General features: G+C 70.0%; 22 protein-coding genes. 14 read left to right on the forward strand and 8 right to left on the reverse strand.

The window, feature by feature from the left end; translation table 11 throughout:
• Positions 1-594, reverse strand: a complete 594-nt coding sequence (locus G4Z16_RS29565; protein WP_197353630.1) for a hypothetical protein — start codon at positions 592-594, stop codon at positions 1-3.
• 261 nt (positions 595-855) lie between these two features.
• Between G4Z16_RS29565 and fmt the strand changes: the two genes are divergently transcribed.
• From fmt to G4Z16_RS29590, 5 genes are all read left to right on the forward strand, one after another.
• Positions 856-1,803, forward strand: a complete 948-nt coding sequence (fmt, locus tag G4Z16_RS29570) for a methionyl-tRNA formyltransferase (protein ID WP_197353631.1) — start codon at positions 856-858, stop codon at positions 1,801-1,803.
• A gap of 211 nt (positions 1,804-2,014) precedes the next feature.
• Entirely contained in the window at positions 2,015-3,463 is a 1,449-nt protein-coding gene (locus G4Z16_RS29575) for an RsmB/NOP family class I SAM-dependent RNA methyltransferase (protein WP_197353632.1), read from the forward strand.
• A gap of 552 nt (positions 3,464-4,015) precedes the next feature.
• Complete coding sequence (locus G4Z16_RS32825; RefSeq protein ID WP_425508132.1) at positions 4,016-5,590, forward strand: restriction endonuclease fold toxin-2 domain-containing protein; 1,575 nt, start codon at positions 4,016-4,018, stop codon at positions 5,588-5,590.
• A 24-nt stretch (positions 5,591-5,614) separates the two neighbouring features.
• Positions 5,615-6,076 (forward strand): hypothetical protein, encoded by a 462-nt coding sequence (locus G4Z16_RS29585; protein WP_197353633.1) that lies wholly within the window; start codon positions 5,615-5,617, stop codon positions 6,074-6,076.
• A gap of 399 nt (positions 6,077-6,475) precedes the next feature.
• Complete coding sequence (locus G4Z16_RS29590) at positions 6,476-7,270, forward strand: SDR family NAD(P)-dependent oxidoreductase (RefSeq protein WP_197353634.1); 795 nt, start codon at positions 6,476-6,478, stop codon at positions 7,268-7,270.
• A gap of 63 nt (positions 7,271-7,333) precedes the next feature.
• Here the strand turns inward: G4Z16_RS29590 and G4Z16_RS29595 are convergent, their stop codons facing one another.
• The 4 genes from G4Z16_RS29595 to G4Z16_RS29610 form a co-directional block, all read right to left on the reverse strand.
• Positions 7,334-8,140, reverse strand: a complete 807-nt coding sequence (locus G4Z16_RS29595; RefSeq protein WP_197353635.1) for an enoyl-CoA hydratase — start codon at positions 8,138-8,140, stop codon at positions 7,334-7,336.
• Positions 8,137-9,303 (reverse strand): CaiB/BaiF CoA transferase family protein, encoded by a 1,167-nt coding sequence (locus G4Z16_RS29600; protein WP_197353636.1) that lies wholly within the window; start codon positions 9,301-9,303, stop codon positions 8,137-8,139. The genes G4Z16_RS29595 and G4Z16_RS29600 overlap by 4 nt, the downstream gene beginning before the upstream one ends.
• A complete protein-coding gene (locus G4Z16_RS29605) occupies positions 9,300-12,335 on the reverse strand; it encodes an FAD-binding and (Fe-S)-binding domain-containing protein (RefSeq protein ID WP_197353637.1) in 3,036 nt (1,011 codons plus the stop codon). Before G4Z16_RS29605 ends, G4Z16_RS29600 begins: the two co-directional genes overlap by 4 nt.
• Positions 12,336-12,438: 103 nt before the next feature.
• Positions 12,439-13,614, reverse strand: a complete 1,176-nt coding sequence (locus G4Z16_RS29610) for a pyridoxal-phosphate-dependent aminotransferase family protein (protein ID WP_197353638.1) — start codon at positions 13,612-13,614, stop codon at positions 12,439-12,441.
• 98 nt (positions 13,615-13,712) lie between these two features.
• On the opposite strand from G4Z16_RS29610, the gene G4Z16_RS29615 reads away from it, so the two are divergent.
• The 8 genes from G4Z16_RS29615 (at position 13,713) to G4Z16_RS29650 (ending at position 21,549) form a co-directional block, all read left to right on the forward strand.
• Complete coding sequence (locus tag G4Z16_RS29615) at positions 13,713-14,477, forward strand: IclR family transcriptional regulator (RefSeq protein ID WP_197353639.1); 765 nt, start codon at positions 13,713-13,715, stop codon at positions 14,475-14,477.
• 221 nt (positions 14,478-14,698) lie between these two features.
• On the forward strand, positions 14,699-16,126 hold the full coding sequence (locus G4Z16_RS29620) for an SLC13 family permease (protein WP_197353640.1): 1,428 nt from the start codon (positions 14,699-14,701) through the stop codon (positions 16,124-16,126).
• Between the two features lie 272 nt (positions 16,127-16,398).
• A complete protein-coding gene (rpe, locus tag G4Z16_RS29625; protein ID WP_197353641.1) occupies positions 16,399-17,091 on the forward strand; it encodes a ribulose-phosphate 3-epimerase in 693 nt (230 codons plus the stop codon).
• A 256-nt stretch (positions 17,092-17,347) separates the two neighbouring features.
• On the forward strand, positions 17,348-18,337 hold the full coding sequence (locus G4Z16_RS29630; RefSeq protein ID WP_028435931.1) for a sugar-binding transcriptional regulator: 990 nt from the start codon (positions 17,348-17,350) through the stop codon (positions 18,335-18,337).
• A gap of 210 nt (positions 18,338-18,547) precedes the next feature.
• Positions 18,548-19,024, forward strand: coding sequence for a cation:proton antiporter regulatory subunit (locus G4Z16_RS29635; protein ID WP_197353642.1), 477 nt, complete (start codon positions 18,548-18,550; stop codon positions 19,022-19,024).
• 101 nt (positions 19,025-19,125) lie between these two features.
• On the forward strand, positions 19,126-20,361 hold the full coding sequence (locus G4Z16_RS29640) for a cation:proton antiporter (RefSeq protein WP_197353643.1): 1,236 nt from the start codon (positions 19,126-19,128) through the stop codon (positions 20,359-20,361).
• Positions 20,362-20,485: 124 nt separating this feature from the next.
• On the forward strand, positions 20,486-21,109 hold the full coding sequence (locus tag G4Z16_RS29645) for a hypothetical protein (RefSeq protein ID WP_246531396.1): 624 nt from the start codon (positions 20,486-20,488) through the stop codon (positions 21,107-21,109).
• Between the two features lie 263 nt (positions 21,110-21,372).
• A complete protein-coding gene (locus G4Z16_RS29650) occupies positions 21,373-21,549 on the forward strand; it encodes a hypothetical protein (RefSeq protein ID WP_197353644.1) in 177 nt (58 codons plus the stop codon).
• Positions 21,550-21,590: 41 nt separating this feature from the next.
• Here G4Z16_RS29650 and G4Z16_RS29655 read toward each other — a convergent pair whose 3' ends face one another.
• The 3 genes from G4Z16_RS29655 to G4Z16_RS29665 form a co-directional block, all read right to left on the reverse strand.
• Complete coding sequence (locus G4Z16_RS29655) at positions 21,591-22,481, reverse strand: SCO0930 family lipoprotein (protein ID WP_197353645.1); 891 nt, start codon at positions 22,479-22,481, stop codon at positions 21,591-21,593.
• Between the two features lie 217 nt (positions 22,482-22,698).
• Positions 22,699-24,270, reverse strand: coding sequence for an NADH-quinone oxidoreductase subunit NuoF family protein (locus tag G4Z16_RS29660; protein ID WP_197353646.1), 1,572 nt, complete (start codon positions 24,268-24,270; stop codon positions 22,699-22,701).
• On the reverse strand, positions 24,270-24,827 hold the full coding sequence (locus G4Z16_RS29665; RefSeq protein ID WP_197353647.1) for a hypothetical protein: 558 nt from the start codon (positions 24,825-24,827) through the stop codon (positions 24,270-24,272). The genes G4Z16_RS29660 and G4Z16_RS29665 overlap by 1 nt, the downstream gene beginning before the upstream one ends.
• Positions 24,828-25,749: 922 nt before the next feature.
• On the opposite strand from G4Z16_RS29665, the gene G4Z16_RS29670 reads away from it, so the two are divergent.
• Positions 25,750-26,544: a PucR family transcriptional regulator gene (locus tag G4Z16_RS29670; protein ID WP_246531134.1), complete on the forward strand. Its 795-nt coding sequence runs from the start codon at positions 25,750-25,752 to the stop codon at positions 26,542-26,544.
• Positions 26,545-26,573: the final 29 nt, after the last annotated feature.

A 26,573-nucleotide genomic window follows, 5' to 3' on the forward strand; every position in this document is an offset into this window, starting at 1 on the left:
TCAGCCGTTGCGGGGGCCAGGGAGGGCCCCCGGTCTGTGGTCGCGGTCGCGGCCGGGCTGGCCGGGTACAGGACGCGACGCGGGCAGCGCGCCCGCGGCGGGCCGGGACGCCGCAGCGGGAGGCGCGGCGGCAGCCGCGGGAAGGACGTTCCCGTTTCCAGATGGGCCCGGCAGCGCCGGTACCGGGCCGGACGCGGTGGACTCGTCGGCGGACTGCCCGCCCGCGTCGGCCAGTTCGCGTGAGGTGTTGCGGCGCGATCCGTAACGGCGGTGCACCGCCTGCTTGGTGACTCCGAGCGCGGAGCCCACCGCGTCCCATGAGAATCCCAGCGACCGGTCGAAGTCCACAGCGGCGGTGACCAGCGTCTCCACGCTGTCCCGCAGTTCCTGGGCGAGCCGCACCGTGGGGGCGGGAGCACGTCCGTAGACGACGAAGCCCGCGGACGGGGCGGACCGCCGCGGGCGGTAGACATTGCCGAGTTGGGCGGTGAGGGTACGCAGCGCGTCCACCTGGCGGCGGACCCGCTCGATGTCCCGCACCAGAAGGTGCAGGCTGGCCCTCGCCTGGGCGTCGTGGGTTGCGTGGTCGGCCATGAACAAGCCTCTCGAACCATCTTGCAGAGGATAGGAGCCGCGGAACGGCTCGTTTCGGTCAATATGACTTGACCAACGCGGTAACAGTGGCCTGGGTCACGCCCGGGGGCGGTGTGGTTGGCAGGGCAGGGTTGCGCGGCGGCCCGTACGCCCCCTCGGGCGGGGCAATGTGACGGAACGTGAGGACCGTAGACTGGCGCGTCGTCGTCCGCGACCGCGCAATACGCGGCGCCGCTGCTGAGTGAGAGGTGTTCCCCACCCATGAAGCTCGTCTTCGCAGGCACCCCCGAGGTCGCCGTGCCCGCGCTCGACGCACTGATCGCCTCGGAGCGGCACGAGGTGGCGGCCGTCGTGACGCGTCCGGACGCGCGCGCCGGACGGGGACGCCGGCTGGTGCCCAGCCCGGTCGCGCAGCGGGCCGAAGAGGCCGGCATCGAGATCCTCAAGCCGGCACGTCCACGGGACGAGGACTTCCTCGCCAGGCTGCGCGAGATCGGGCCGGACTGCTGCCCCGTCGTCGCGTACGGGGCGCTGCTGCCGCGCGCCGCGCTCGACGTGCCCGCCCGGGGCTGGGTCAACCTGCACTTCTCCCTGCTTCCCGCCTGGCGCGGCGCGGCGCCGGTGCAGCACGCGGTGCTGGCCGGCGACGACATGACCGGCGCGAGCACCTTCCTCATCGAGGAGGGCCTGGACTCGGGGCCGGTCTACGGGGTGATCACGGAGAAGGTGCGCGGGAGCGACACCAGCGGCGATCTGCTCACCCGGCTCGCCTTCGCGGGCGCCGGGCTGCTGGCCGCCACCATGGACGGCATCGAGGACGGCACGCTGCGTGCCGAGCCGCAGCCCGAGGAAGGCGTCTCGCTCGCGCCCAAGCTGAACGTCGAGGACGCCCAAGTGGACTGGACGGCGCCGGCGTTGCGCGTGGACCGTCTCGTACGGGGCTGCACCCCGGCGCCCGGAGCGTGGACGCTCTTCCGGGGCGAGCGGCTGAAGATCCGTTCGCTGACGCAGCACCCGGAGCACCCCGTTCCCGGTGAGAGCGACCCGGGCCCCGGCGAACTGCGCGCGAACAAGAACTCCGTGTGGGCGGGCACCGGTTCGCACCCCGTCGAACTGCTGTGGGTGCAGCCCCAGGGCAAGAAGCCGATGAAGGCTGCCGACTGGGCGCGCGGTGTACGAGTCGTCGAGGGCGAGCGCCTGGGGGAGTAGCGGCCGGGGTGCCGGTACGCCGCACACGCACCGGCACCGGGGGCCGCAGCCACCGGTCCCGGGAGTCCGCGGCTGCTCTCGCGCTCCGGTGCCGTGTCTCCGCGCACGGATGCGGGCGTACGCTGGGAGAACACCCGCCGGCACCCACGGCATGTGAACGCCGGCCGCACGGCCGGACACCTCGTCATCGCAGTCCCGGAGCACCTTTCCTGTGAGCAACAGCCCGCGCCGTCCCTCCAAGCCCTACCGCCGCCCCCGCAAGGACCCCGTCCGCATACTGGCCTTCGAGGCGCTGCGCGCGGTCGACGAGCGCGACGCCTACGCGAATCTCGTGCTGCCGCCGCTGCTGGACAAGGCCCGCGCCAAGGGGGAGTTCGACGCCCGGGACGCGGCGCTGGCCACCGAGCTGGTCTACGGAACGCTGCGGTGGCAGGGCACCTACGACGCGATCATCGCCGAATGCGTCGACCGGCCGCTGCGCGAGGTCGATCCTCCTGTACTGGACGTGCTCTCCCTCGGTGCCCACCAGTTGCTGGGCACCCGCATCCCCACGCATGCCGGGGTGAGCGCCACGGTCGAACTCGCCCGTGTGGTGCTGGGCGACGGGCGCGCCAAGTTCGTCAACGCCGTGCTCCGCAAGGTCGCCGCCGACGACCTGGCCGGCTGGCTGGACAAGGTCGCGCCCCCGTACGACGAGGACCCCGAGGAGCATCTGGGCATCCGCCATGCGCACCCCCGATGGGTCGTCTCGGCGCTGTGGGACGCGCTCGGCGGCGGCAGCGCGGGCATGGAGGAGTTGCTCGAGGCGGACAACGAGCGGCCCGAGGTCACGCTCGTCGCCCGCCCCGGCCGGTCCATCGCAGACGAGCTGCTCACCGGCGACGCCGTACCCGGACGCTGGTCGCCGTACGCCGTGCGGCTCACCGAGGGCGGCGACCCCGGTGAGGTGGAGGCCGTGCGGGAAGGGCGCGCCGGCGTGCAGGACGAGGGCAGCCAGCTGGTCGCGCTCGCGCTCGCGGCCGCCCCGCTGGAGCCGGCCGCCGGACGGACCGGGGGAGCGGAAGCGAAGGTCCGGGACGAGCTGTGGCTGGACGGGTGCGCCGGGCCCGGCGGCAAGGCGGCGCTCCTCGCCGCCCTGGCCGCGCAGCGAGGGGCGCGGCTGGTGGCCGCCGAGAAGCAGCCCCACCGCGCGGGGCTCGTGGGCCGCGCGCTGGAAGGCAACCCGGGACCGTACGCCGTGGTCACCGCCGACGCCACCCGTCCCGCCTGGCGGCCCGGCACGTTCGACCGGGTGCTGGTCGACGTCCCGTGCACCGGCCTGGGCGCCCTGCGCCGCCGCCCCGAGGCGCGGTGGCGGCGGCAGCCCGAGGACGTGCCCGGATTCGCACCGCTGCAACGGGACTTGCTGCGGCAGGCGTTGAACGCCGTGCGTCCCGGCGGCGTCGTCGGCTACGCGACGTGCTCCCCGCATCCGGCGGAGACCCGGGCCGTCGTCGACGACCTGGTCAAGGAAACCGGCGCCGAACTCCTCGACGCCCGGCCGCTGTTGCCGGAGATGCCCGGCCTGGGCGACGGACCCGACGTACAGCTCTGGCCGCATCTGCACGGCACCGACGCGATGTATCTGGCGCTCCTGCGTCCGGCCGCCGAGGGCGGGTGAGCGGCTGCGGGTTCCCGTGACGAGGCGCCGGTTCCCGATCCGATGCACCGACGTCTGACCGAAACGCTCGCGGCGGCGGTGAACGCCTTGCCGGAGCCGTGACGACGATGTTCCCGGTGCACGCCATCGGTTTGAGCAACCCGGCCTACCGGGACCGGCCGACCACACCTTCGCCGGTTTGCCCTGGTCGTCGTACGCGACCAGAGATCGGGCGACGACAGAGGGCAATCTTGCACCCATCGTGTGACAGGGCTCGTCCGGGAATCTCGACCCGTCGTCGCGGTTCCGGTTTCCCTTGGCTCAGTGCACAACGATGTTCGCCTAGTCCTCGGGCAGCGCACAGTGTCCAGGCTCCGTCACGCCTTCACCAACAGCTGCGCTAATTCCACGGCCCGGCGCGACCGTCTGCCGCGACAGCTCGGGACCATCCAGGAGCCCGGATGCGTCTTCGGCTCACGCGGCGGGTAGACCTTCTCGGGGGGTGCAGGCGTGGGAAACGTACCTCGCGGGTCGGTCGCGCTGGTCAAATAGTTGTCATGTCCTCGTCTATCGGTGTTGGGCAACTGGCATGGGGGGATCGAGTTGACGCTTCGCCACCAGACCGAGAACTTCGTCAACGCATCATGGCGGCTGGTTGGCCTCCGGGACGTGATCTACGAGGCTGTTGGGCTGCTGCTCACTGAGCTCAGTGACAAGGGCAGCATTGCCGGCGACGATGATGCCGGGCGTTTCTTCGCCGCGAAGTACAAGCCCGCGGTGCACGCTGTTTTCGATCGCTGTAGCTACGGGCACATCGTCATGGCTTCGGGAGCGCAGAAGCTGCTGGAGTCGGCGGAGAATTTTCTGAGGACCGAGAGCCGCATCGCAGCCGAGCTCTTGGGCGAGGGGCCGTTCACCCCGGGTATCGCGGCGCAGCCAGCCGGGCCAGACTGCACGCCCCGGGCCAGCCACAGCGCGGCAGACCTGCCTGACGTAGTTGGAGAGACGAGTTGGATCGACCGGTACCTCTTCAATCAACGCAACCACGGTGCAGCCGAGAAGCTCAAGTCTGTCGCCGGGACGTGGCGGGCGGCGCGTCGGCTGCTGGAAGACGTGTACTGGGATGCGTACAGCGCTGGGCAAAGGGCCACGATGGACCAGGCCGGCGATACGGCAGATGCGGCGAAGCGCTTCTTCGCGAAGTACGTCGACAAGCATCCCCCGCCCAGCGACGTCAGTGAACACGAGACCTTATTCGCAAATCTGCCCACAGCGTGCAAGCTACTCGCCAATGCCTGTGACGCCTATGCGGACCACGTCGAGACCGCGCAACGTCGGGTCCCTGAGGAAGCGGACCCTGTCTTCGGGGAACGATTACCCATCTGGGAGGAGCCTGTCTTCGGAGGCCAAGGCCACGATGGCGGGCTGTACGAACTGGTGGCTGACGATGACCACATCAAGAAGCTCGATGGGATCCCACCTGCCTTGGGTGTCTCCCGAGGAAAGATCGAAGAGCCTCACCACGACCAGGGCTCGGGACCTTGGTTACCGATGTTGCCCATACCCACGGTTCGCGGCAGCGTCAGGGTCTTTCAAGCCGGCTTCAACAACGGGCTTGTACGGGTGCAGCCTGTCGCCCCTCCTAACCCACCGGACGCGAGGTTCCCTGCCCTCACGGCACCGCAGCAACAGAGGTTCAAGACTTGGCTTACGTCTCTACCCCAGAAGCCGTACACGGGTGGAAACCCTCAATCGAATGAGGCTTCCTACCAGATGCGTGTGTCAGGCTCACCGGAGTACGGAGTGCACATCCCCCGTGGTATTTCCGCCTCTAATCGGCTCATGGTGGATGGCATGCGCGACCGAGACGGTATGGCCGTCGAGGCAAAGTACGTGAAGAACGAAGGGAGGGACTGCTACCGCACCGTTGATGAGTTGAGGAGGGCACACCACGGAGAAAGCCGAAGGGACTTCATGTTCGAAAAGGACAGGGAGGAACTGGTCAAATACCAGGCTGCCGTCCAGCATCCGGGCAACAGTGAGATGCGGGGAGTGGAGACGGTGACGAACTACCGCGACGCCGTCCCCTATTGGCGCGTGATGATGGCCGCCTACGGGATCAAGGGGTACTCGCGTTACGTGCCGTAGCTAGGAGATTGAGAGCCACACTCCATGGATCCTGCCATTATTGCCCAGCAGCGCGTTATGTATCTCTTCTGTCCTGCCGAGGGTAATAGTTGGGGGCTAACCTTCGATGGCTTCACGACTGCCCTGCGAGAGCGCACACCGGAAGAATTCGTCCGGGTCAGGGAGCCACCGCCCGCCGACCCGGCCCCTCCTCGCAGCCCCCGGTTGGCCTTTGGATTCACCATCGGTGACGAGATTCTGGAGGGCTTCGCAAAGGAGCAGCCCGAAGGTGCAGCCATCCTGGACTCCGATGCTCATAGCGCAGCTGAATTCGCCCTCTGGATGTGCAACTGTGTCGTTCCAAGTGGGCTCTCTGTGACCTTCATTACCGAATGGGGAATCATGGAAGGCCTGCCATTCACGCTGCTCTCTGCCGATTCCCGAGACGCCATGGTCGCAGCCTTCGTTGATCACATCGAATCCACTGGCTATCTCCTTGATGAGTAGCCGCTTCAGCCTCCGGGCTCCGCACCGTGAATACGATGCTCTCTATCGCGATCCGGAGCGTGTTCCTGCTCCACCGAGCCGAAGGACTCCGCGACGCCGGACATTTTGATCGGGCAGCGGCCTCGGCGACGGAAGCCTTCCGTCTGGCGGACCGCATTCACGCTCCCCGATGCACGAGTCCGGTCCGGGGCCTCCGGCCGGCGTTCGGGCCCCACGCTGCTGTGGAAGGAGTGCCGGAGCCCCTCGAGTTGACCCGCGGGCACGGGCTTCCGGTCCTGGCGCGACGCCGGGATTGAAATCCCCCTCGATCAGGTAACCGGGCCGGGGAACGAACCCGCCGAGGTACCTGTTGAAGAGCGCAGTCAGGACCGAGGTACTCGAGAGGACTGGAACGTCATCATGCAGATCGATCTGGCGGGCCGCACGGCACTGGTCACCGGTTCCACTCAGGGGATCGGCGCCGCCATCGCCGCGGGGCTGGCCCGCTCCGGTGCCCGCGTGGGCATCAACGGCCGCTCGAAGGAGAGGGTGGACGAGAGCGCGCGGCGGCTTGCCCAGGAGGTACCCGGGGCGCGGACCGTGCCCGTGGTGGCCGATGTGACCACCGAGGACGGTGCACGGCAGGCCGCGGAGGCCCTGCCCGAGGTGGACATCCTCGTCAACAATCTCGGGATCTTCGGTCCGAAGGACCCCTTGGAGATCAGCGACGACGAGTGGCGCCGCTACTTCGACGTCAACGTGCTCTCCGGTATCCGGCTGACCCGGTTGTTCCTCCCCGGCATGGTCGAACGGGGCTGGGGGCGCGTCCAGTACATCGCCAGCGACTCCGCGGTGGTCGTGCCGGCGGAGATGATCCACTACGGGATGTCCAAGACGGCGCTCCTCTCGGTGAGCCGGGGCTTCGCCAAGCAGGCTGCGGGCAGCGGCGTCACGGTCAATTCCGTCATGGCGGGACCCACGCACACCGGTGGCGTGGAGGACTTCGTCTACGAGCTGGTCGACCGTGACGTGCCCTGGGAGGACGCGCAGCGCCGGTTCATGCGCGAGCACCGGCCGCAGTCGCTGCTGCAGCGGCTCATCGAGCCCGAGGAGATCACCAACATGGTCGTGTATCTCAGCTCCGAGCAGGCATCGGCCACGACCGGTGGTGCGCTGCGCGTCGACGGGGGATACGTCGACTCGATCCTGCCCTGATCCTCACCCCAGGACCGTTGTCAGGGCCTGCCGTCCGGGAGCGGGCCCCGGCAAGGAGCCGCGTCAGCGGCCCTCCCACTCGGGGGACCGCTTGTCGAGGAAGGCGGCGACGCCCTCACGGAAGTCGCGGCTGCCGTAGCAGAGTTCGTACAGGTCGTCGGCCTTGCCGGGCGCCGAGGCGCTGAGTACCCGCCGGTCGGCCTCCTTCAGCGCGGCCAGGGTCAGCGGTGCGCAGCCGGCGATGCGGGCGGTGAGCCCGTCGAGGTGCTCGTCCAATCCGTCGGCGTCGACGATCTGCGCCACCAGGCCCGCCTCGTACGCCTCCTGTGCGCTGATCAGCCGGGCGGTGAGCAGCGCGCGCAGAGTGCGGGCCCTGCCCAGGGACGCGTACAACCGCGCGATCACCGCAGGCGCGAGGCAGTTGCCGAGCGTGCGGGCAATGGGTGCGCCGAAGACGGAGTCGGGGGTGCACACGACGATGTCGCAGGAGACGGTCAGCGCCAGGCCGCCGCCGACGGCGGGACCCTCGACGGCGGCGATGACGGGCATCCGCAGGGCGGCCAGGCGTTCGACGGCACTCCCCACGCGCCGCTCGTACTCGACGCCGTCGCGGCCGGTGAAGCCGCGGAACTCCCGGATGTCCGTGCCCGCGGCGAGCGCCCGGCCGCCCGCTCCGCGCAGCACCGTCACGCGCACGTCGGAGGCGGCGTCGATCTCCTCGCACGCCTGGCGGAGCTGGTCGTACATCTCCAGCGTCAGGGCGTTGCGCTGCCGCGGGTTGGAGAGCGTGAGCCGCGCGACGGACGTGTCGGTGCCGGGCACCTTCTCCTCGCTCCAGCTGACGGACGGGGTCTCTTGCTCGACGCTCATGCGTCCCCCAGGAGTTCGTCGTTGTGTTCGCCGAGGAGCGGTGGATGGCGGCGCATCCGTGCCGGGGTGCGCCCCAGCTTTACGGGGAAGCCGAGGACGCGCTTCCTGCCGGACACGGGGTGCTCGTACTCCTCGACCATGCCGCGCGCTGTGGCATGCGGGTCCGGGTCGTCTCCGAGCAGCTGCTCGTAGTCCAGGATCGGCCCCGCGGGCACGCCCGCGTCGAGGAGCTTGGCGACGGTCTCGCTGGTGGTCTCGGCCGCCAGCCGTCCTTCGAGCATCGCGATCAGCTCCGCCCGGTGCTCCATGCGCGTGGGGTTGGTGACGAACCGTTCGTCCGCCACGAGGTGTTCGAGGCCGAGCGCGCCGCAAAGCCGCTCCCACAGGCGCTGGGTGTTGGCGGCGACGGTGACGTATCCGTCCGCGGTACGCACGGCTTGGTACGGGGCTGTCATCCGGTGCGCTGAGCCGAGGCGCCGGGGCGGACGTCCTGTGGAGAAGAACTCCGTGGACTCCCACACCGACATGGCCAGCACCGCTTCGTACAGTGAGGTCTCCAGGTACTGGCCCTCTCCGGTGCGCGTGCGGTGCACGTACGCGCCCAGGATGGCGACCGCGCACAGCATCCCGGCGCCGAGATCGCCCACGGGCAGGCCGCACTTGACCGGGGCCCCGTCTCCTTCGCCCGTGACGCTGAGGGCGCCGGCCATGCTCTGGGCGATGAGGTCGTATCCGGGACGTTGGGCGTAGGGGCCGTACTGCCCGAAGCCCGAGATCGACGCGTAGACGATGTCCGGCCTGGTCTTGCGTGCGGCCTCGTAGCCGACGCCCAGCCGGTCGGCGACTCCGGGACGGAAGTTCTCCACGACGACGTCCGCGTCCGCGACGAGTGTGTGGAAGTCCCGCTGCCCCTCATCGGAGCGCAGATCGAGGGCGACGCTGCGCTTGTTGCGGTTCAGCGCGTGGAAGGAGGCACTGTCGTGGCCGGGCGCCGGCGCGTCCCAGCCGCTGCGGGTCTGGTCGCCGGTGCCGGGCGGTTCGACCTTGATCACGTCCGCGCCGAGGTCGGCGAGGAGCATCGTGCAGTACGGGCCCGCCATCACCTGCGTGAGGTCGATGACGCGTACGCCTTCGAGGGCGCCCGTGTTCTGGCCTGTCGTCACTGCGGCGCCTCTCCTTCCGTGGCGGTCGCGGGGGACTCGTCCCCGGTGCCGCCGGTGGCCGGTGAACCGGTGAGCAGCGCGGCGCGCACCAGCTCGACGGGATGCCAGGCGTTGCGTTCCGTGCCGTGGAAGATCTGCTGCCGGCACGAGACCCCGCTCGCCGCGACGACGGTCCGGTCGCCCTCGGCGCTGATGGCGGGGAAGAGGCGGTCGCTGCCGACCGTCATGGACGTCTCGTAGTGCTCGGACTCGAAGCCGAACGAGCCGGCCATGCCGCAGCAGCCCGCGTCGAGTTCGACGACCTCGGCGCCGGGAATCCGCTTCAGCAGTTCGACGGTCGCCGCGGTGCCGACCTCGGCCTTCTGGTGGCAGTGGCCGTGGTAGAGGATGCGCCGGCTGGCGGGCCATGCGTCGGGCGCCAGCCGGAGCCGTCCGTCGTCGACGGCCTCGGTGAGCAGCTCCTCGACCTGGCGCACGCGGCCGGAGATGTCCGCGACCGCGGCGTCCTCCGGCAGCATGGCGCGGTGCTCGTCGCGGAGCGTCATCAGGCAGGAGGGTTCGCAGCCGACGACCGGTGAGCCGGCGGGAGAGTTCTCCGACAGCAGCCTCGTCAGCTTGCGGGCCTGGTCCTTCGCCTCGTCGAGCAGTCCCTTGGAGAAGGCGGACCGCCCGCAGCAGCCGCGCGACTCCAACGCGACGCGCCAGCCCGCCAGTTCGAGGAGTTCCACGGCGGCGCGGCCGATCCCGGGCTCGGTGTAGGTGGTGAAGGAGTCCGCGAGGTAGGTGACGGTGCCCTGGGATCCGGGCGGCACCGAGCCGGTCGCGGGCGCCGGCGCACCGGCCGCCTGGCCGCGCCGCCGGAACCAGCGCACGAGGTTGCCCCGCACGAAGACCGGCAGCGGCCGTGCCGGGGCGATGCCCAGCCACCGGTCCATGAGCCTGCGCAGGAACGGGATGCGTCCGGGGAGGTTGGAGAGGGGCGCCGTGGCCGAGCCCATCCGGTTCAGCGAGCGGATCGAGGCGAACACCCGTGATCTGCGGGGGATTCCGTGCTCGTCGTGGTGGTGGGCGAGCGACTCCGCCTTGAGGGTGGCCATGTCGACGCCGAGGGGGCACTCGCTCTTGCACGCCTTGCACATCAGGCACAGGTCGAGGACCTCATGGAGACGCTCGTCGCCCAGCGCACGGTGCGGGTCGGGTTCGGAGAGGGCCTTCACCAGGGCGTTGGCACGGCCGCGCGTGGAGTCCTCCTCCTTGAGCGTGGCCATGTACGAGGGGCACATGGTGCCCGCGTCGGCCTTGCGGCACAGCCCGATGTTCATGCAGCGGTCGGCGGCGCCGCGCATGCCGCCGACGACCTCGAAGTCCAGGCGGGTGCGCAGCGGTCCGGCCGGCGGCAGCGCGGGGTCGCGGAGGTTGTCCGTCATGGACGGCGCGTCGACGATCTTGCCGGGGTTGAGGCGGTTCTCGGGGTCGAAGAGGCCCTTCACGCGCCGCATCGCCTCGTACAGTTCGTCGCCGAAGATCTCGCGGTTGAACTCGCTGCGTGCCAGTCCGTCGCCGTGCTCGCTGGAGTTGACGCCGCCGTACTCCCGCACGAGGTCCTTGATCTCCTCCGCGACCGACCGCATCGTCGCGACCTGCGACGGGTCGGCGGTGTCGACGAAGGGACGGATGTGCAGGCAGCCGACCGAACAGTGGCCGTAGAAGCCCGCGTTGAGGCCGTGACGGTCCAGGACCTGCTTGAAGCGCCGTGTGTAGTCGGCGAGATGGACCGGGTCGACGGCGGTGTCCTCGATGAAGGCCAGCGGGCGGCGCGTGCCCTCGCTGGCGGCCATCAGCAGGCCGAGGCTGGACTTGCGGACCTTCAGCAGCGAGCCCTGCTGGGCGGGGGTGACGGCCTGGAGGGTGTGGTACCCGTGGCCGTGGCGCTTCCAGAGGGACGTGAGCCGCTCCAGCCTGCCGATGAGTTCCTTCTCGTCGTCGCCGGTGAAGCTGACGAAGAGCAGGGCCTCCGGGTCGCCTTCGAGGATGGAGCCGAGTGAGGCGTACTCGATCTTCTTCCGTGACAGGTCGAGGATCGTGCGGTCCATCATCTCCACCGCCGACGGATCGCACGCCAGCGCGTCCTCGGTGGCGGCGATCGCCCCCGCCACGGAGGTGAAGTGCCCGACGGCGATCACCGTCCGGGCGGGCTTCGGCACGAGGTCGACGAGGGCGCGGGTGGCCAGCACGAGGGTGCCCTCCGAGCCCACGACGAACTTCGCCAGATCGAACTCCGCATCCGGACGGGCGAGTCGGTCCAGCCGGTAGCCGCACGCGCGGCGCCAGAACTGCGGCATGCCGCCGGCTATCGCCGCGTCGTTCTCCCGGACGATCCGCGGAAGTTCGCGGTAGAGACGCCCCTCCAGCGTCGGCAGCCCGGCGCGGTGTTCGCGCACCGCCTCGTCGACGGGGGCGAGGTGCGCCGTCGCCGAGTCCGAGAGCACGACGTCGAGTTCGCGCACGTGGTCGATCGTCATGCCGTAGCGGATCGAACCGCTGCCCGCCGAGTTGTTGCCGATCATTCCGCCGACGGTGGCCCGGTTGCTGGTGGAGGTGTCCGGTCCGAACATCAGCCCGTGCCCGGCAGCCGCCCGGTTGAGCTGGTCCTGCACGACGCCCGCCTCGACCAGCGCGGTGCGGCCCTCCGCGTCGATCTCCACGATGCGGTTCATGTGGCGGGAGAGGTCCAGGACCAGACCGGGCCCGATGGTCTGCCCGGCCAGGGACGTACCGGCGCCGCGCGGCACGACGGGGATGCCCGCTTCGGCGGCGGCCGTCACGGCGGCCTGCACGTCGCCGGCGTGACGGGGGAAGACGACGCCCAGCGGCTTGATCGCGTACATGCTCGCGTCGCGGGAGAAGAGGTGCCGGGTGTACTCGTCGAAGAGGACGTCGCCCTCGATCTCACCGCGCAGACGGGCCTCGACCTGACGGGCCGTCTCCGTGGTGGCGGCCGCGGAAGGTGCGTCGCCGCTGATCGCTGTCATGTGGTGCGGACTCCAAGTGCTCGTGGACGCTGCGGAACCGGCGCCTGCGCGGCGCGGCCGGGGAAGCGCGCGGGGTGTGGGCGCGACGGGCTGAGCTGGTCGGTCACTCCTCGTCGCGCAACGTCACCAGCGCCGCGTCGAGACCGTCCGTGTCGACCGGGACTCCGGCGAGCTGGAGCCCCATCTGCACACCTGCGAGCGTGCCCGCGAGGGTGAGGTCGCTGAGGTGGCCGAGGTGGCCGATGCGGAAGACCCGCCCCGCCAGGCGCCCGAGACCGGCGCCCAGGGACATGTCGAACCGCTCCAGGATGATCTTGCGGAGCTTGTCGGCGTCGTGCCCGTCCGGCATCACCACGGCAGTGAGCGAGCCGGAGTGCTCCCGCTCGTCCTGGCAGAGAACCTCAAGTCCCCAGCCGCGCACGGCGGCGCGCGTGGCGGCGGCATGCCGCGCGTGCCGGGCGAAGACGTTGGGCAGGCCCTCCGCCTGCAGCATCCGCAGCGCCTCTTCCAGCCCGTACAGCAGGTTCGTGGCGGGGGTGTAGGGAAAGGAACCCTGCCGGTTCGCCTCGATGACGGGCGTCCAGTCCCAGAACACCTTCGGCAGTCGCGCGGTCCGGCTCGCCGCGAGTGCCTTGTCGCTGACGGCGTTGAAGCTCAGGCCCGGTGGCAGCATCAGCCCCTTCTGCGAGCCGGCCACGGTGACGTCGACGCCCCACTCGTCGTGGCGGTAGTCGATGGAGCCGAGCGAGGAGATGGTGTCGACGAGCAGCAGGGCCGGGTGGCCCGCCTCGTCCATGGCTCGCCGGATCTCGGGGATGCGGCTGGCCACGCCGGTCGAGGTCTCGTTGTGCACGACGCAGACGGCCTTGATCGCGTGCTCGGTGTCGGCGGCGAGCCGCTCGGCGAGCACTTCGGGATCGGCGCCGTGCCGCCAGTCGCCCGGGATGAAGTCGGTGGCGGTCTCGAGGCCCAGGTCATCCGCCATCCCGCGCCAGAGCGAGGAGAAGTGACCCGTCTCGAAGCTGAGGACGCGGTCGCCGGGGCTGAGGGTGTTGACCAGGGCCGCCTCCCAGGCACCCGTGCCGGAGGCGGGATAGATCAGGACAGGGCCCGTGGTCCCGAAGACCGGCCCCAGCGCCTCCAGCAGACGCAGCGTCAGCGCCGAGAACTCCGGCCCCCGGTGGTCGATGGTGGGCGCCGACATGGCGCGGAGCACCTGGTCGGGCACGTTGGTGGGGCCGGGGATCTGCAGGAAGTGGCGACCGGTGCGCGGGGTCATGTTCCGGCTCCTCCCAAAGGGTTGTGCCGCTGAGCGGCACGCTGTATCGTCACGCGGCACGCTGGAGCCTAAGGTTCCCCCACGGAACGAGTCAATGGATGCAGAACGTCCTCAACGCCCTCCGGGCCCTCGAAGAAGTCGCCGTCCGCCAGCCGATCGGCGTCGCCGACCTGGCACGTGCCATGGGGCTGCCCAAGTCCTCCGTGCAGCGGACCCTGGTCACGCTGAAGGAGGCGGGGTGGATCCGCTCCACCGGCTCGGCCCCCACCCGGTGGGTCGTCACCACCAAGGCGCTGCACGTCGGCCGGCACGCCACGGACGAACTCGGCCTGCGGGACATCGCGTTGCCGGTGATGGAGGAACTGCGCCGCCGCACCGACGAGACGGTCCACCTCGCGGTCCGCGAGGGCAGCAAGGTGGTGCTGGTCGAGCGCCTGGAGACCTCGCAGCCCGTGCGGATCATCCTGCCGCTGGGCCAGAACCTCTCGGTGCACGCCTCCGCCAACGGCAAGGCGGTGCTCGCGGCCGACCCCGAGGAGGCCGTCGAGCGCTACATCGCCCAGGGGCTCAGGGGATTCACCGAGACGACGATCACCGACGCGGCGAAACTGCGCGCGGAATTGGCCAGGACCCGTGAACGGGGCTGGGCGACGAATGCCGGTGAATGGCGCTCGGACGTCTCGGCTGTCGCCTCGGCGGTCATCGGAGAGGCCGGACTTCCGGTCGCGAGCATCAGTGTCAACGTTCCGACGAGCCGAATGTCGGACGAGGCGAGACCCGTCTACGGCGCTCTCGTCAACGAAGCGGCCAAGAGAATCAGTGCAGCTCTGGGACGCGCGCACGAGGGAGGCGACGGGAGTTGAAGGATCCTCACGCGAACCCTTGACGGGCCCCGACCCCCCTCACATACTCACCCAAGGCGAAAACCGGATTCCGTATAGCGGAATAGTTAGGCGTTTTGCGGGCAATCCCCAGAAGCGCTCGCAAGGGCGGAGTCACAGGCCCGGAAAGGCTTCTGATTACCGCTCGGACAGGTGCCGGTACGCCTTTGTACCGACCGTTCGACCGAAGGCGAGGAAGCCTCGTGTCAGATCATGTCATAGCCATCATCGGGTTGGTGCTGGTATTCGCCATCGCCACCTTCACGAAGGTCCACATGGGCGCGCTCGCCATCGTGGCTGCATTTGTGGTCGGAAGCGGATTCGTGGGCAAGTCCGCGGACGACATATTCGGCGGCTTCCCGGGCGACCTGTTCGTCGTGCTCGTCGGTGTCACATTCCTTTTCGCCATCGCCAATAACAATGGGACGGTGAACTGGCTGGTCCAGTCCGCGACCCGGGCCGTGGGCGGCAGGATCGCACTCATACCCTGGGTGATGTTCCTGGTCACGGCCGTTCTGACGGCGACCGGTGCTGTCGTGCCCGCGGCCGTGGGAATCATCGCTCCCATCGGCATGGGATTCTGTGTGCGCTACCGGATCAACCCGGTGCTGATGGGGCTGCTCATCATCAACGGCGCCAGCGCCGGCGGATTCTCGCCGATCAGCATCTTCGGCAGCATCACGAACGGTGTCGTATCGCGGAACGAACTGGCCGGAAATCCGACGCTGCTCTTCGTCAGCTCATTCCTCTTCAACGTGGTCCTCAGCCTCGTCGTCTTCTTCCTGTTCGGTGGACGCGGCCTCCTCGGCCGCCGGGCGGAGGACACGCAGAAGGCGACGGAATCCGGGGACGACGAGGGCGGTTCGCTGGTGACGGCGGGCGCACCCGCCGGGTCGGGCGACAAGCCCGGCCTGGAGACGGACGGCGGCACCGGAGCGACGGCCGTCAAGGGCGGCGGAGCCCCCGCCCCCGCAACTGCTCCCTCAGGTGGGGGCGGTACGAGTGCCGTCGAGGTGGAGGAAGAGGCCGTACAGCTCACCGGCATCCGGGCCCTCACGCTGCTCGGGCTGGTCGGGATGGTCGTCGGGACCCTCTTCTTCGACCTGGACCCCGGCCTCATGGCACTCACCGTCGGCGTCGTGCTCACGCTCGTGAACCCCGCTTCCGCCAAGGGCGCAGTGGACGCCTGCGCGTGGTCCACGGTGCTCCTTGTCTGCGGCATCGTCACCTTCGTCACCATGATGGAGGAGATGGGGACGATCGACTTCCTCGGCGACAGCGTCGCGGGGATCAACGCCCCGCTGCTGGCAGCCCTGTTGATCTGCTTCATCGGTGCGGTGGTCTCCGCCTTCGCCTCGACGACCGGAATCCTGGGCGCGCTCATCCCGCTGGCCGTGCCCTTCCTTCAGGGCGGTCACGTCGGAGCGGTCGGCATGATCATCGCGCTGGCCATCTCCTCGTCCGTCGTCGACTCCTCGCCGTTCTCCACCAGCGGTGCGCTCGTGACGGCGAACGCGCCGAAGGAGCAACGCGAGATGGTCTTCAAGAAGCTCATGATCTGGGGATTCAGCATGGTCGCTCTCGCCCCTCCGGTGACGTGGCTGTTCTTCGTCATCCCGGGCTGGCTCTGAGCACGCACCTTCGCCCGGGCGTGCGCTGCGGACAACTCGCGGCGCACGCCCGGCCGTTCGTGTCCGCCCGTGATTCCTGGGTGCGCCCCGCCCGCGTGCGGTCCGCGGCGGACCTGGCGAGTGCGAGCCGGTGGCCGCGCGGCGCCGCGTCCCCCTCGGATGGCATGATCCGCCGTGCGACACCCCGAACGCCCCGCGCCGCACGGTCAGGGCAGCACAGGCGGGGGCCGGCAGGCCCGGCCCGACGGTTCAGATAGGCAGGCACCAGGCACATGGCTCAGATCAGTCCCAGCATCCTCTCGGCCGACTTCGCTCGCCTCGCCGACGAGGCCGAAGCGGTGACCGGAGCGGACTGGCTCCATGTCGACGTCATGGACGGCCACTTCGTCCCCAACCTCACGCTCGGTGCACCCGTCGTCGAGGCGCTGAGCAAGGCGAGCGACATCCCTCTGGACTGCCACCTGATGATCGAGGAGCCGGACCGCTGGGCGCCGCAGTACGTGGAGGCGGGCGCCCGGTCCGTCACCTTCCACGCGGAGGCCGCGGGCGCGCCCGTGCGGCTCGCCAGGGAGATCAAGGCGCTCGGCGCCCGCGCGTCGATGGCGCTCAAGCCCGCGACGCCCGTCGAGCTCTACGAGGACCTGCTGCCCGAGCTGGACATGTTGCTGGTGATGACCGTGGAGCCCGGATTCGGCGGGCAGGCGTTCCTCGACATAATGCTGCCGAAGATCCGCCGGGCCCGGCAGCTCATGGACAAGCACGGCCTCGAGATGTGGCTCCAGGTGGACGGAGGGGTCTCCGCCTCCACCATCGAGCAGTGCGCGGAGGCAGGCGCGGACGTCTTCGTCGCGGGATCTTCCGTCTACAGCACCGACGACCCCGCCGCGGCCGTCCGGGGACTGCGCCAGCAGGCGGAGGAGGCGGCACGCCGGGCAGAGGCTCCTTCGGGCGGTGGCCACCTGTGACCCCCTGACCCGGTGCTTTTCCCGGGACACGGCGCCGACGCCCATCGTTCGCAGGGGCTTCGTCCGGCGGATTCGGAACGCCCGTGCGGTGTGCGCACACTGGATTCAGGGTCCGGGACGGGCCGCGGAGCTGTTCGGCAGGCGCAGGATTGGGATCGAGGTCACCCGGGATCTGCAAGGATGAACGTCCAGCGCTGAGGCGTACGTATGGCAAGACAGTGAGGTGAGTGCGGTGTCGTCGGGTCGGACCACACGAATGGGACCCGCCGAGCTCATGCAGGCGGCAGCCATGGCACGCCGCTTCTACCTTGAGGGCAAATCCAAGATCCAGATCGCGGACGAGTTCGGCGTGAGCCGCTTCAAGGTGGCGCGGGTGCTGGAGACGGCGCTGGAGCGCGACCTGGTCCGCATCGAGATCAGGGTTCCCGCAGAGCTGGACGCCGACCGCTCGGACGCTCTGAGGGCCCGCTACGGGCTGCGGCACGTGGTCGTCGTCGAATCCCCTTCCGAGGCGGTGGACGACGGCGCAGACCCGGAGAACCTGGGTGAGGTGGCCGCCGGCCTGCTCGGCGAGCTCGTCACCGAGGGGGATGTGCTCGGCCTGGCCTGGGGCCGCTCCACCATCCACACTGCCGCCGCGCTGCGCCAGCTGCCGCCCTGCACCGTCGTGCAGCTCACCGGCGTATACGACGCGGGCACGGCTGACCGCGGATCCGTCGAGGCCGTGCGGCGGGCCGCCGAGGTCGCCGGGGGAGAGGCGCACCCCGTCTACGCCCCGATGCTGCTGCCCGACCCCGCGACCGCCGCCGCGCTGCGCAGCCAGACCGGCATCGCCCGCGCCTTCGAGTACTTCGACAAGGTGACGGTCGCCGCCGTGTCCATCGGCTCCTGGGAACCGGGCATCTCCACCGTCCACGACATGCTCAGCGACACCGAGCGCGAGCATTACTCCTCGCTGGGTGTCGCCGCCGAGATGTCCGCCCACCTCTTCGACAAGAGCGGCCGCCGCATCGGACGTGACCTCGGAGAGCGCTGCATCACCGTCGAGGCCGAGCGGCTGCGCCGGGTCCCCGAGGTGATCGCCATCGCCGGCGGCCAGCGCAAGGCCGAAGCCATCGGCGCGGTCCTGCGCTCCGGCCTCGTGACGAGCCTCGTCACCGACACCGCCGCCGCCGACTATCTGCTGACCGAGGCCGAGCCGGGGCCGAAGCCCGCGCTGGAGCGTGCCGACCCGGACGGCTCCTAGGCGCCCTGTCCACGGGCCGCTCGCGGTCCCCGGCCACCGGCCCGGCCACGGGCGGTCCGCGCCGTGGTGCACGCAGGCTCCGCGGCTTCCCGGCGCGGTGCGGGCCGGCGCCACCGGGTGCGGCCGGGGGCCTGTACTCCCTGCGGGTTAGTCTCGTGCTCGCCGCGCCGTGCGGCCCGTATCGCACTCTCCGAGGAGGCAGAGGCAGCCATGACCACGCAGCGCACCAAGCTGCCGGGAGTCGGCACGCAGTACGACATCGAGACCCGGGCGGGCCGCCACATCTCCGTCGTCGCCCACCAGGACGGGCGGCGTTTCCTCGGCTTCTACGAGCCCGACGACCCCGACGCCTGCCAGGCCACGGTGCCGCTCGACTCCGACGAGGCCGCGTCCCTCGCCGCGCTGCTCGCGCCGCCCGACACCCCGGCCCTCGGCACCGGCGAGATGGACCTGGACCTCGTCACCGAACGCATCGCCGTGACGACCCAGTCGCCCTACCGCAGCCGCCCGCTCGGAGAGACCCGCGCCCGCACACGCACCGGCGCCTACATCGTCGCCGTGCTCCGCCGTACGGGGCCGCACCCCTCTCCCGGGCCGGAGTTCCGGCTGGAGGCGGGCGACGAGGTCGTCGCCGTCGGCACCCGCGAAGGGGTCGACGAGCTCACCCGCATCATCAGCGGCACCTGACGGGCCGCACACAGGGACGGGCCGTCCTGGCCGGTCCCGGCCGGTCCCCGCCAGGAGAACGCAGCAGGGACCGGCGGTAGAGAAGGGGACAGGTCGAGCCCGTGCACGACACCACCGTTCTGCTCATCGAACTGGGCGCCGTGATCCTCGGGTTGGGCCTCGTCGGGCGCTTCGCGGGCCGCATCGGCATGTCACCGATCCCGCTCTACCTGCTGGGCGGCCTCGCCTTCGGGCACGGTGGCTTCTTCCCCCTGAACGCCAGTGAGGGGTTCATCGAGGTCGGCGCCGAGATAGGGGTGCTCCTGCTCCTGTTGCTGCTGGGGCTCGAGTACACCGCGGCGGAGCTCGTGACGAGCCTGAAGACCCAATACCCCTCCGGCATCGTCGACTTCGTGCTCAACGCCGTGCCCGGTGCTCTCGCCGGGCTGCTTCTCGGCTGGGGGCCGGCGGGGGTCCTGGCGCTCGCGGGCGTCACCTGGATCTCCTCCTCGGGAGTGATCGCGAAGGTCCTCACCGACCTGGGCCGCCTCGGCAACCGGGAGACCCCGGTCATCCTCGGCATCCTCGTCATGGAGGACCTGTCGATGGCCGTGTATCTGCCGCTGCTCACGGCGCTGCTCGCCGGGGTGGGAGTGGCGGGCGGCAGCGTCACGCTGCTCGTCGCCCTGGGCACCGTCGGTGCGGTTCTGTACGTCGCGCTGCGGCACGGGCGGGTCATCAGCCGCGCCGTCAGCTCCGACACCCCGGAGATGCTGCTGCTCGTCGTCCTCGGGCTGACGCTGCTCGTGGCCGGGATCGCGCAGAAGCTCCAAGTCTCCGCCGCGGTCGGTGCGTTCCTCGTCGGCATCGCGCTCTCGGGAGAGACGGCGGAGAACGCGCGGGCTCTGCTGACGCCGCTGCGGGATCTCTTCGCCGCCGTCTTCTTCGTCTTCTTCGGGCTGTCGACGTCGCCGTCCGAGATTCCGCCGGTGCTCTTCCCCGCCCTGCTGCTCGCCCTCGCCACCATCGTCACCAAGATCGTCACTGGTTGGTACGCGGCCAGGCGCGCAGGGATCAGCCGCCGCGGGCGGCTGCGTGCGGGTGGCGCGCTCGTCGCACGCGGGGAGTTCTCCATCGTCATCGCCGGGCTCGCCGTGAGCGCCGAGCCGCGCATCGGCCCGCTCGCCACCGCGTACGTGCTGCTGCTGGTCATCGCCGGCCCGCTCGCCGCCCGCTGGACCGATCCCGCGGTCGGCGCGCTGCGCGGGCTGCTGCTGCGCCGCCGCGCCCGTGCCGCCGGGAGCGGCGAGGGCACCTCCACCGATACGAGCGACGATGTGCAGCCTCTGAAGCGCTGACGGGTCTCCGGCCGGGCGGAAGCGGCCTGTTGCGCCGGGGGAACGCGTCGGGGACGGCGGCCCGGGCAGCTTCTCGTTCGGCGCCGGAGCGGGCCTCGACCCGGCCGCCGCTCTGGAAGGCGCCCTGTCCCAGGTGCTCACCTGCATCCCGCAGCTGCCCCGGCGGTTCGGCGCGCGACGGGCCGAACTGGAGGCCACGGCCGACGACTTCGGCAAGGTGCTGCACCTTGAAGGACCACGTGCAGCTGTACGGACTGCCGCGCATGGCCCGCCACGTCCGTCCCTGCCTCCGGCCCGTGTCCGTCCCTGCCTCCGGTCCGTGTCCGTCCCTGCCTCCGGTCCGTGTCCGTCCCTGCCTCCGGTCCGCGTCCGTGGAGCCGCCCTCGGCGCTCTGCCGCGACTGGCAGGCGCGGCGGCCACGCGGCGGCGACGTGCTGGAAGACGTCGCCGTGTGCCGCGACGAGCTCGTGGCGGCCGGGCAGGGGTGATCGTGGTGGGCCAGACGACGCCCGAGCAGGAACGCATCGGCCTGCGCACGGTCCGCACGATCGTGCCGGGGCTGCTGCCGATCGACTCCGGCTGGTCGCGTCAACGCGCCCCGCTGATGCCGCGGTTGCGCACCGCGGCACGCCGCGCGGGGCTGCGGTCCACGGCTGCGGTCGACGGACCTGCCGGACGGGGATATCCGGATGGTGCCCCACCGGTTTCCGTGATGTGGGGGCAGGAAGAGGCCCAGAGGGGCCTCTGAGGGCCTCGCAGGTGCACTTGGCCCCTGGCATTGAGAACGGCTCTCTCCGGGCGGGAGAGAGCCGTTCACGGATTCGCCGTGCCTGGGCGGCCGTTGATCAGGCGCTGCAGGAGGCGGTGCTGGTGGGAGGACTTCTCAGCCATGGGGGACTCCTTGTCGCCGGTTGTCGCCGGACACGGGCACTGCCGGTGGCACCACTGGCAGTGGTGCTGCCATGGCAGCACACCCCGCTGGCATCCCGGCCGCGCTGCAAGGTTGCTCCCGTGAGCAGACCCGCCTTCACCCGTGACGACGTGCCCGAACTCGCGCCGCTGAAGGAGCTGTTGAGGCCGTTCGTCGCCTTCTACCTCGATCTGCGCCAGGCTCGAAACGGCCCCGTGCACCCTCAGGGCCCGCCTCCCTGCACGCCCGGTGGGGCGTTGCGAGGAGGCGGGCCCTGAGGGGATTCCGGTCCTGCCGTGTGCTGTAGGGACGGGGAGGATCAGGGAGCCACGCCTGCCCTCTTGCCCTCGTCGGTGGCCGCGTGCCACATGCCCATCTTGCCCTGGCCGTTGATGTCACCGGGCTTCTTGTCGCCCTTGAACCAGTACAGCGGCCAGCAGTCGATCGACATCTGCTCGGTGCCGTCCGCACGCTTGTAGGTGCTGAGCAGCTTCGGGTTCACGCCTTCGACCTTGTCCTTGTCGGCAGGCTTCGCGGGCACCCACGACTTCAGGCATTCGCCCTTGCAGTTGGACTTCATCGGCCACGCCGAGTCCTTGTCGAACCGGTAGAGCGTGCGGCCCTTCGAGTCGGTGAGGATCTTGCCGAGCTCCGGGTTCTTCACGGCCTGCAGGTCCTTGACGTTGCGCGCACTCGCCTTGTTGCCGTCGGGGGCAAGCGCGTTCCACATCCCGTCGACGCCGTGGCCCTCCCAGTCGCCCGGCTCGGCGTCCTTCGCGAAGCGGTAGACCGGCCAGCCGCCGAGGGTCAGCTGCCAGGAACCGTCGCTGCGCTTGACCTTGCCGATCTGCTCCTTGGAAATACCGGCCGAGGCCTTGGCGTCCTTCGCCGGCACCGGCGGCCAGGCCTTCTCGCACTTGCCGTTGCAGTTGGACTGCGACGGCGAGGCCGTGTCCTCGTCGTAGCGGTAGAGCGTCCAGCCGTTGGAGTCGGTGACGACGTCACCCAGCTTGGCCGTGCGTTTGACCTCCAGCGTCTTCGCCGGGGTATCCCTCTTGCTCGTGCCGCTCGCGTCGCCGTTGTCGGCGGCCTGTCCGGCCGGCTTGATCTTCTGACCGGAGTAGTCATCGCCCGCGGAACCGCAGCCCGTAGCGAACAACGCGAGTGCGAGCGCGGTCCCCATCAGAGCCACGTGACGCTGCTTCCTCATGACCGCTCCTTCAGTGCTGGATATGTGTGGCTGGCATGTGAGTGTGGTGCAGCAGTGATCCGGGCGGCGGAAAGTTGTCCGATCGTGCCAAACGGCGGGGTTCCGCCTCGCGGTCAAATGTGCTGACCGGCGAAATCCCCGCCGTCTGCCGCCAATTGGGGCATCGCGCAGGCGTCTCGCGCGGGTGCGCGACAGTGCCCCTTGTGCCCCTGTGCCCCTATCGCTCCACGATCCGCAGCGCCAGCGCCGGGCAACGCCGCACGGCGCGCTGGGCCTGCTTGTGCATGTTCGGGTGGATCGTCGCGGACGCGCCCGTGGGGTAGCCGTCGATGTCGAGCTCGATCATGTCGGGGACGACGCCCGCGCAGAGCCCGTGTCCCTGGCACAGCGTCCAGTCGACGACGAGCCGCTTCTGCTTCTGCTGGATCTGCGGGGCGGCGCGCCGGCTGCGTTCGGGACGCTCGGGGGGCTGGTAGCCCGCTGCGAGCTGCACCCGCTCCGGCACCGCCAGGCAGCCGATGACGGGCCTTCCGCATCCGTTGCCGAGGGCGTGCTCCTCGAAGTCCTCGGCGAAGCTCTCCAGAGCCGACTCGACGAACCGTGCCGTGCCCTCGGGGTGGCCGCACGCTCCGCGCCCCTTGACCCCCTTGGCCCGAGCCTTCAGCTGGTCCAGCGCGTCCATCCCGCCGCCGTCGGCCGCCCAGGCCACCGTGTCGGCGAGTGCCGGCAGCCCCAGGAAGCAGGGACCGCACTGTCCGGCAGACTCCTCCGCCAGCCAGCGGGCGACCAGTTCGACCTCACCGACAGGGCAGGTTCCCTCGGGCAGCGGCAGTACCGCGCCGGCGCCGAGCGTGCTGCCCAGCGCGTCGAGCGAGTCGCGGGAGATGCGCGCCTGCCAGCACGAGTCCCGCTCGAGGAAGCGGCCGTGATAGCCGCCGATCAGCACGCCCTGGCCCGGGTCGATGCCGCACAGTCCGAGGATGTACGGGAGCGGCGCGCCGGTCGGCGTCTCCACGACCTTGTCGCCGCCCACCGTGAGCAGCACCGTGCCCGGTTCCGTGGGCAGACCCACGTTGCGGAAGTCGAGAGCGCCGAGGCGTGCGCCGACGGCGAGCTGCGCGAAGGTCTCGGTGTTGGACAGGAGCGTGGGCATCCCGTCGACACCGGCGTCACTGGCGCGTACGCCCGAACCGGAGGGCAGCACCGGCAGCTGGTTGAGGCCGCTCACGATCGCGCTGGACTCGCCCGTGACGAAGCGTTCCGGCATGCGTATGACGCGGATGCGGGGGCCTTCCGGGCCGCGCTCGGCGACGGCGTCGCGAACGGAGCGCTCCACGTCGGGGCGGGTCACGGCGACGTTGACCTCGTCCGAGTTGAGGGCGCGGGCGCACAGCATCGCCCCGTCCAGCACCAGATGCGGAGTGAACAGGAGCAGCGCGGTGTCCTTGAGGCAGCTGGGCTCGCCCTCGCTGCCGTTGACGACCACGGCCGCACGCGCTTGCTGGCGCCGGTGAGCGGATTCGATGACCGCCTTGAGCTTGCGGGCGAAGGGGAAGCCCGCACCGCCCCGGCCACGCAGGTCGATGTTCTCAGCGAGGTCGACCAGTTCCTCGAGCCGCAGTTCCGGCATCGTTCCGTGCACCGTCAGATGGCCCACGCGCTCCAGGCGCCGGGTCCATCCCGCGCCGGTGCCCAGGCCCGCGAGCAGCCGTGGCGGCCCGAACGAGGCGAGGGAGGGCACCGAGTCCGCGTTGGACGCGGAGACGGGGGAGGGCACGACAGCTGTCACTATTGCTCCTTCTTGCGCTTCTCGCCCGATGAGTTACGCCCGGGAGCCAGGCGCATCATCAGGACGACCGTCACTCCGGTAAGGGCAACGCCGTATCCCCAGTCCACCCAGTCGGCGACGGCACGGCCGGCACGAAGGCCGTGCACCAGGGAAGCGCCCCATGCGAGGTAGGCGGTCATGTGCAGGGCACGCCACAGACGTGACTGGCCCTTGCGTGCGAAGGCGCCCCGCACGGCGCCCGTGACCGTCACCGCCACGAAGAGATATCCGGCGACCGTGCCCATGCCGATCAGGATGGGCTGGGCCGAGTCGAGCCCGGGTATCGCCGCTGCCTGCCAGCTCGTGGAGCCGAGAGCGAGCTTGGACCAGATGTGCAGACCGAGGAAGCCGATGCCGCCGACGGCCGATCCCCGGTGGATCGCCTGGGCTATCAGCCGGTGATTCGGGTCCAGCAGCATACGGTCCGCGGCTGCCACGCCCCACAGGACAGCGAACGTGAGCAGCAGAAGCGCGAAGACTCCCGAGCCGAATTCGACGAATGCCCACAGTCTGTCCATCGACTGATTACTGATTGCGAAAACTATCGCAAGGGTCGAAACGATGATGAATGCCGTATAGCGGGGGACGAATCGGGCTGCCGTGCCGCGTCCGGGAGTCTCGACGTCGAGTCTGGGAGCCGGATTCGGGCGCTGACGTCCCTGACGAGGGGAGATGTCGCCTCGTCGCGGGTCCGCCAGCGCCGTGGGGCGGCGCCTCGCCGGCGGGACACGGATCTGTTCTGGGGGCATCCGGATCTTCCGATCGCACTGTCGCCGAGTCCGACCTGACCCTCGGTCCCGCATCTGCCGTATACCGCAAAGCAGTTGAATCGGGAATGACCCGTGACGTTCTGGTGTGAAGCTCTCTACTTTGCGCGACCGGAATGCGGTGGTCGGGATGCAGAAGCATCTCGGAACTCCCCGGGACCTTCACAGGATTTATCGCTCTGTGACAAATTCTGGCAGTGGGATCGCCGCCGCACCCCGCGGTGTCGATGATGCCCCTTCAGGGGAAGCAGGGGGACCCTCAACTCCGGGACCGGGGCGGGATACCGGTTACCGGAGGCAACCTCCGCGGGCTTGTCCTCCCGTGCTCGGGCAGGCCCAACCCGGCAGGAACGAGGTAGAGATGAGCGACGTTCTCAACCGCATCCGATCTCGCCCGCGCGGCGAGTGGGCGCGCGTTCAGAGAAAGGAGCTGCCCGCCGTCGCAGACCAGGTGGTGGAAGCTCTACAGCGAAGCATACCGGCAATGTCCGCTTTTCTACGGGAAATTGACCGAGAAGATGCTCAATGGGCCGTGGAGCAGGCATTGCTGGCGGCACTGGGGCATCACTCCCCGGAAACAAAGGAAACGGACGCGGGAACCGGAACCCAGGCCGACAACGTCACAGCTGCGGTTCCCATCGACCGAGCCCGGCGTCAACTGTTCACGGCACTCATGGGAGAGGAGGAATTCCCGGAATCACGACTGACGGAACTGGCCAGGTCAGCAAGGTGGCCGCTGCCCGAGACCGTGCGTGCGATAGCCCTCGCCTCACCCAGCGAGGTCCCCCAGCTCGCCGCCGCGCTCGGCAATGCGCTGGTCAGCCCCGTCGAGAGTGAGCTGTGCCTGCTGATACCCGACCCCGAAGAGGACCGCGAAGCGCTGGAGACCGTGCTTCGCGGTCGTACTGCTGCGGTCGGGCACACCGTCCCGCTGAGCGACGCGGGTTCATCGGTGCGCTGGGCCCGGCGGCTGCTGGAGCTGACCCCTCCACCGGCAGCACCGGGTGCCAACGCCATCAACGGTGGTATCGGCACCAACCAGGACGGAAAGGTCCTCTTCGTCGACGACCATCTGTCCATGCTTCTTCTGCTGCAGGACGAATCACTCGCCTGTGCGCTCTCCTCCCGCTGGCTCGGCCCCCTCGCCGAGCTCACCCCGCGGCAGAGCGAGCGTCTCGAGGTCACGCTGCTGGCGTGGCTGGAGAGCGGTGGAGCACCTGAGGCGGCGAAGACGCTGCAGGTGCACCCCCAGACGGTGCGTTACAGGCTGCGTCAGATAGAGAAGCTGTTCGGCTCGGCGCTGCGCGATCCGCGTACCCGTTTCGAACTGGAGATGACCCTTCGCGGCCGCCGGCTGCTGGGTCAGATACGCCGGCAGCGCACCCGTGCAGGCCGCAGGGCGCGCACCAACACAACGGGCGTCCGCCCGCTGGGCGTCGCACGTGAGGCTCGGGTCAACGGTCTGTGACCGCAGGCACCCGGTATTCGCGTACCGGG

The sequence above is a fragment of the Streptomyces bathyalis genome (genome assembly GCF_015910445.1).
GTDB classification, from domain to species: Bacteria; Actinomycetota; Actinomycetes; order Streptomycetales; family Streptomycetaceae; genus Streptomyces; species Streptomyces bathyalis.

Excerpts from the sequence above, each read along its gene's own strand:
- G4Z16_RS29590 (WP_197353634.1), top strand. The coding sequence starts at position 6,476 with ATGCAGATCGATCTGGCGGGCCGCACGGCACTGGTCACCGGTTCCACT.
- G4Z16_RS29635 (WP_197353642.1), top strand. The coding sequence starts at position 18,548 with ATGACCACGCAGCGCACCAAGCTGCCGGGAGTCGGCACGCAGTACGAC.
- G4Z16_RS29665 (WP_197353647.1), bottom strand. The coding sequence starts at position 24,827 with ATGGACAGACTGTGGGCATTCGTCGAATTCGGCTCGGGAGTCTTCGCG.
- rpe (WP_197353641.1), top strand. The coding sequence starts at position 16,399 with ATGGCTCAGATCAGTCCCAGCATCCTCTCGGCCGACTTCGCTCGCCTC.
- G4Z16_RS29565 (WP_197353630.1), bottom strand. The coding sequence starts at position 594 with ATGGCCGACCACGCAACCCACGACGCCCAGGCGAGGGCCAGCCTGCAC.
- G4Z16_RS29630 (WP_028435931.1), top strand. The coding sequence starts at position 17,348 with ATGGGACCCGCCGAGCTCATGCAGGCGGCAGCCATGGCACGCCGCTTC.
- G4Z16_RS29610 (WP_197353638.1), bottom strand. The coding sequence starts at position 13,614 with ATGACCCCGCGCACCGGTCGCCACTTCCTGCAGATCCCCGGCCCCACC.
- G4Z16_RS29595 (WP_197353635.1), bottom strand. The coding sequence starts at position 8,140 with ATGAGCGTCGAGCAAGAGACCCCGTCCGTCAGCTGGAGCGAGGAGAAG.
- G4Z16_RS29670 (WP_246531134.1), top strand. The coding sequence starts at position 25,750 with ATGGGAGAGGAGGAATTCCCGGAATCACGACTGACGGAACTGGCCAGG.
- G4Z16_RS29655 (WP_197353645.1), bottom strand. The coding sequence starts at position 22,481 with ATGAGGAAGCAGCGTCACGTGGCTCTGATGGGGACCGCGCTCGCACTC.
- G4Z16_RS29605 (WP_197353637.1), bottom strand. The coding sequence starts at position 12,335 with ATGACAGCGATCAGCGGCGACGCACCTTCCGCGGCCGCCACCACGGAG.
- G4Z16_RS29615 (WP_197353639.1), top strand. The coding sequence starts at position 13,713 with ATGCAGAACGTCCTCAACGCCCTCCGGGCCCTCGAAGAAGTCGCCGTC.
- fmt (WP_197353631.1), top strand. The coding sequence starts at position 856 with ATGAAGCTCGTCTTCGCAGGCACCCCCGAGGTCGCCGTGCCCGCGCTC.
- G4Z16_RS29585 (WP_197353633.1), top strand. The coding sequence starts at position 5,615 with ATGGATCCTGCCATTATTGCCCAGCAGCGCGTTATGTATCTCTTCTGT.